The organism is Bacteroides sp. (assembly GCF_019417265.1).
GTDB lineage: Bacteria > Bacteroidota > Bacteroidia > Bacteroidales > Bacteroidaceae > Phocaeicola.
This window is the reverse complement of the sequence record NZ_DXVR01000039.1, coordinates 23,257-24,197: the sequence shown is the minus strand read 5'-3', so window position 1 is coordinate 24,197 and position 941 is coordinate 23,257. Positions and strand designations below refer to the sequence as shown.

Genomic DNA, 941 nt, shown 5'->3' with positions numbered 1-941 from the left:
TTTGTATTTTTGCCATGCCTGATGAGGTTTTGTTTGATTATTTTTGCAACACTAAATTAAGTGAATCCTCTGACATGGCAAAAACCTGGGCAACTTTTTGTTGCTCAGGATATTATAAAAGTTAAAATTTATAGTGTTGCGGAATTAAGGATACAAACTAATAAAGATAATAAAATGAGGTATAACAAAATCGGCAATGGGGATAACATTAGGTTATTATTTTCTGTTGCATTAGTGCTTGTGACCACCCTGATAATATATGGAGCGGTCACAAACAGAATAATGGTAATAATGTTTGAAATGAGAAGTATCAGTAAAATCTCTCTTATCTTTTTTGTCATTGCAATTAGTATTTATCGTATTACTTTATTGCAAATTTATAGATAAACTTACTAATTGATACTAGTTGTTACTAATAAAATATCTCCAGAAAACATTATTTATGTTTCAGTGTTTCAATGATTTACGCTACTATTTATTGTCACTTTTTTGATTTTCCTTTCTCTTTCTTTCTCTTGGTTTCTGCATTAACATTTATGTTTTCATTTTCTTGCATTTCCATTTTTACATTTGTTAACCTAATTCTATCAGCTGCTTCTCGTGTTTTCGGATCAGCATGTGAAGCATAGATTTGAGTGGTACTTACATTCTTGTGATTAAGGAGATGTTGTACTGTGTAAATATCAGTTCCAAGTTCAAGCTGTAAGGATGCGTAAGTATGTCTGAAACAGTGAAAGGTAATATGTTTTTTTATTCCACATTCCTTAATCCAATCTTGCATGACTCTATATGTCATAGTACGATTAAATCCTGAAAAAATATATTTATCTGTTGTTTGTGGCTGAATTAGTTCATAAGCATCATCACCGATTGGAACCTGTGTCTGACGCTGAGTCTTTACACATTTAAAATCAAGATAATGTCCGCCATCTGCATATGTT

1 protein-coding gene is annotated in these 941 nt (G+C 31.2%); it reads right to left on the bottom strand.

Annotation, left to right across the window (positions count from 1 at the left end; all coding sequences use genetic code 11):
* Positions 1–481 precede the first annotated feature (481 nt).
* Positions 482–941, bottom strand: a 460-nt coding sequence (locus QZ379_RS06630; protein ID WP_291562049.1) for a site-specific integrase, incomplete at its 5' end; no start/stop codon positions are given.